The sequence below is a fragment of the Streptomyces sp. NRRL B-24572 genome, assembly GCF_002156145.1.
GTDB classification, from domain to species: Bacteria; Actinomycetota; Actinomycetes; order Streptomycetales; family Streptomycetaceae; genus Streptomyces; species Streptomyces vietnamensis.
This window is the reverse complement of record NZ_MWIG01000678.1, coordinates 1-3,664: the sequence shown is the minus strand read 5'-3', so window position 1 is coordinate 3,664 and position 3,664 is coordinate 1. Positions and strand designations below refer to the sequence as shown.

At 74.6% G+C, this 3,664-nt stretch carries 2 protein-coding genes; one reads left to right on the top strand and one right to left on the bottom strand.

Annotated features, from left to right (window positions below):
• A partial coding sequence (locus CCN56_RS33315; protein ID WP_256962316.1) for an amino acid adenylation domain-containing protein occupies positions 1-2,713 on the bottom strand: 2,713 nt, incomplete at its 3' end.
• Between the two features lie 219 nt (positions 2,714-2,932).
• Between CCN56_RS33315 and CCN56_RS33310 the strand changes: the two genes are divergently transcribed.
• Positions 2,933-3,517, top strand: coding sequence for a flavin reductase family protein (locus tag CCN56_RS33310; RefSeq protein WP_086831577.1), 585 nt, complete (start codon positions 2,933-2,935; stop codon positions 3,515-3,517).
• The last annotated feature ends 147 nt before the right edge of the window (positions 3,518-3,664 follow it).

The following is a 3,664-nucleotide window of genomic DNA, read 5'->3' as shown; positions in this document are numbered from 1 at the left end:
GCACCATGTACTCGGGCAGCCGCTCGGCGAGGTGGGCGCGCAGTGCGGGCGAGTCGCCCTCGGCGGAGACGACGTAGGCGACGAGGCGCTTGTCGCCGGGCCGGTCCTCGCGCATGAGGACGGCGGCCCGTTCGACGGGCGGATGGGCGAGCAGTGCGGCCTCGATGTCGCCGAGTTCGATGCGGAAGCCGCGCACCTTGACCTGGTGGTCGAGGCGGGACAGGAAGGTGAGGCCGCCGTCCTCCTCCAGCCGCACCAGGTCGCCGGTGCGGTAGAAGCGGCCGGGCCCGTACGGGTTGGCGACGAAGCGTTCGGCGGTCAGCCCGGGCCGGTCCCGGTAGCCGCGGGCGATGCCGTCGCCCGCGATGTACAGCTCGCCGCTGTAGCCGGGCGGGACGGGCTGGAGGGCGGCGTCGAGCACGTACACCCGGGTGTTGAGGATCGGGGTGCCGAGCGTGACGGGGCCGCCGTCGACCGGCGCGGTCATCGACCAGACGGTGGTCTCGGTGGGGCCGTACATGTTGGTGACCCGCTCGGCGTGCGCGGCGAGCGTGTCGGCGAGGCTCTGCGGCAGGGCCTCGCCGCCGGTGAGGACGCGTACCCCGGCGAAGGCCTCGGGGCGCTGCTCCACCAGTGCCTGCCACAGGCTGGGGGTGGCCTGCATGACGGTGATCCGGTGCCGCCCCACGAGGGAGCGCAGGGCCTCGGGGTCGAGCACCTCGTCGCGGCTCGCGAGGACGACCGTGGCGCCGGCGAGCAGCGGCTGGAAGAGCTCCAGGACGGCGATGTCGAAGCTGACGGTGGTGACGGCGAGCAGGGTGTCGGTGGGGCGCACGGGGACGGCCCGGTCCATCGCCGCCAGGAAGTTGTCCATCGCGGCGCGTTCGAGGGCCACGCCCTTGGGGCGGCCGGTCGAGCCGGAGGTGTAGATGACGTACGCGGTGCTGCGGCCGTCCTGGGCGCGGCCGAGGGGGGTGGCGTCACCGGTGGCGAGGTCGGTCCCGTCGAGCAGGAGGGCGGGCACGTCCGCCGGTACGGGCCGGTCGGCGGTGGTGACGAGGAGCCCGGGGCGGGCGTCCTCGAGGATCATGGCGATCCGGTCGGCGGGGTGCTCGGGGTCGATGGGCAGGTAGGCCCCGCCGGTCTTGAGGACGGCGAGCAGGGTGACGACGAGCCCGGCGGTACGGGGCAGGGCGACGCCGACGAGCCGCTCGGGGCCGACGCCGCGGTCCGCCATCAGCCGGGCGAGCCGGTTGGCCCGGGCGTCGAGTTCGGCGTAGGTGAGGACCTCGTCGGCCCGTACGGCGACGGCGTCGGGGGTGGCGGCCGCCTGCCGCTCGAAGAGGTCGACGAGCCGGCCCGGGACCGGGCCCGCGGTGTCCTCGGGGCCGTCGAGCAGGCGGGTGCGGGTCTCCTCGTCGAGGAGGTCGGCCCGGCCGACGGGGGCGTCGGGGGCGGCGGCGAGGGCGGTGAGCAGGGTGAGGAAGCGGCGCCGGTGGGCGTGCAGCGCGGGCTCGGGGTACAGCTCGGGGTTGGCGGCGAACTCCAGGCGTACGGTGCCGTCGGCCGGGTCCCCGTAGGTGGCGAGGGCCAGGTCGGCGACCGGGCCGTTGGAGAGCTGGTGGCCGGTGGCCGTCACGTCGCCGAAGCGGACGCGGGTGTCGAAGGACATGGCGTTGACGGCCGTGCCGGAGAGGGCCGCGCCGGTGCCGGTGAGGTCGAGTTCCTGGTGGAGGTCCTCGCGGCGGAAGCGCTGCACCCGCAGCAGGGCGCCGAGCCCGGCGCGGGCCTGCTCCACGAGGTCGGCGAAGCTCGCGCCGGGGGTGACCGTCAGTCGGAGCGGCAGGTCGTTGGCGAGCATCGACGGGGTGGCGAGCGCGGCCGGCGAGCGCCGGGCGGCGACCGGGACGCCGACGACCACGTCGCCGACGGAGAGCATGCGGTGGTGGTAGACGGCGGTCGCGGCGGCGATCACGGCCGGCCAGTGCCCCACCGAGGTGAGGGCGGTGGTCAGTTCGCGCGGCAGCTCGACGTGGCAGCGCAGGGCGCGCGGGGCCGGTCCGGCGGCGTGCTCGGCGAGCGACTGGCGCTCCTCGACGTCGCTCACCAGGTCGAGCAGGAAGCGGCGGTCGTTCTGCCACTGGGGGGAGTCGCGGTAGGCGGCCTCCTCGGCGACGAGGGCGTCGAGGCCGTGCGGGCCGGCCGGCGGCAGGTCCTCCCCGGTGAGGAGCGCGGAGTACAGCCGGGCGAGCCGGTCGATGTAGCGGGTCTGGCCGAAGCCGTCGAGGACGATGTGGTGGTAGCGGAAGTAGAGGACGTGCCGCTCGTCGGAGACCTGGAGGAGGGCGTGCCGGAAGAGGGTGTCCCCTCCGAGGTCGGGCACGGTGGCCAGGTCCTCGTCCATCCAGGCGCGGGCCGCCGCCTCGGCATCGTGCTCGGCCCGCAGGTCCACCACGGTCAGGGGCGCGTCGACGGACGCGCGGACGACCTGGAAGACCTCGCCGTCGTCGCCGAAGCGGGCGCGCAGGGCGTCCGTGCCGGCCACCGCCCGGCGCACCGCCTCCTGGAGCACGTCGGCGTCGAGCGGTCCGGAGTCGTAGCGGACGGCGCACTGGTACAGCGGGCTCTCGGGCTCCAGCCGCTGCGCCACCCACACGCCGAGTTGGGCGGCGGTGACCGGCAGGCGGACGTCGCTTCGAACCTCGGAAAACACCAACCGACTCACGCTCCCAGAACGGTGTACTCGTGCGGACCACGGCAGTTCGGTGACCCGCCCCGCCGTCGGGCGGGGCGGACGCGGAACGGCGCGCGTCTCGCACCGGCTCCGTGCGGAGGCTCGCCGCGCCGCCTATCGCGTTCCTATAGGCGTTCGAGAGGCGCACCCGAGTGCGTCGTATAGCGGTGGGATAGCCGGTCGGCCCACGGTGGCGGCATGAAGACCCCGGTCGGGCACGACGCACACATCGCCACGCTGCCTTCGGAGCTCCACGGACCCCCGGAGCTCCACGGACCCTCGGAATTCCCCGGACCCTCGGAGTTCCACGAGAAGGAGTTCCGCCGGACGATGGGCCTTTTCTGCACGGGTGTCACGGTGATCACGACCTGCGATCCCGGGCCCGTGGGCTTCACCTGCCAGTCGTTCGCGTCCCTGTCCCTGGACCCGCCGCTGGTCACGATCTCGGCCGCCAACACCTCGCGCACGCTGCCGCGCGTGCTGCGCTCCGGGTCGTTCAGCGTGAACATCCTCAGCGCCGGGCAGGAGGAGTTGGGCCTGCGCTTCGCCTCCTCGCACCCGGACCGCTTCGCCGGAGTCGGCTGGCGCCCCTCCCCCGCCACCGGCACGCCGCACCTGGCCGGAGCCCTGGCCTGGGTGGACGCCGAGGTCCACAGCACGGTGCCGGGCGGCGACCACACGATCGTCATCGGCCGCGTACGGGCGGTACGGGGCGAGGGCGAGGACCCCCTGCTCTACTTCGGCGGCGCGTTCTGCGCCCGGGGTGAACTCCCCGCACGGTGACCGGAGCACGGAAAACCGAAAGCGGCACCGCCCGAACCGGCGGTGCCGCTTTGTCGCTGCCCGCAGCCCTCACCGGACCGGGCGTCCCAAGGGGAAGGGGCCGGTCACTCCGCCTCGGGGGTGGCGCAGTGACCGGCCCCTTCCCCT